Source organism: Ancylomarina longa, assembly GCF_003996985.1.
Classification (GTDB): domain Bacteria; phylum Bacteroidota; class Bacteroidia; order Bacteroidales; family Marinifilaceae; genus Ancylomarina_A; species Ancylomarina_A longa.
Map to the genome: position 1 here is coordinate 1 of NZ_RJJX01000300.1, position 373 is coordinate 373.

1 protein-coding gene is annotated in these 373 nt (G+C 43.3%); it reads left to right on the top strand.

What is annotated here, in order from left to right:
• Nucleotides 1-66: 66 nt before the first annotated feature.
• Nucleotides 67-373 (top strand): HsdM family class I SAM-dependent methyltransferase (locus tag DLK05_RS17270; protein ID WP_235832035.1); only part of this gene is annotated, 307 nt, incomplete at its 3' end.

The window sequence follows — 373 nt, forward strand, 5'->3', positions numbered from 1 at the left end:
TTTCTTTAAAAAACTTCAAATTTCATTTGGTTTTAATAAACTAAAGTTGTTATCTTTGCACCCGCTTTGGCTTACGAGTACCTGATTGGTGAGTTTGCCTCAGGCGCGGGCAAAAAAGCGGGGGAATTCTATACCCCGCAAACGGTATCRACTTTACTGGCGAAGATTGTCACCCAAGGCAAAGACCGTTTACGTTCAGTCTATGACCCGACCTGCGGTTCAGGTTCGTTGTTGCTACGGGTAAAACGTGAAGTTAAAGATGTCGATATGATTTACGGTCAGGAAATGAACCGTACCACCTACAACTTGGCACGTATGAACATGATTCTGCATGATGTGCATTTTGCCAAGTTCGACATCAAGCAGGAAAACA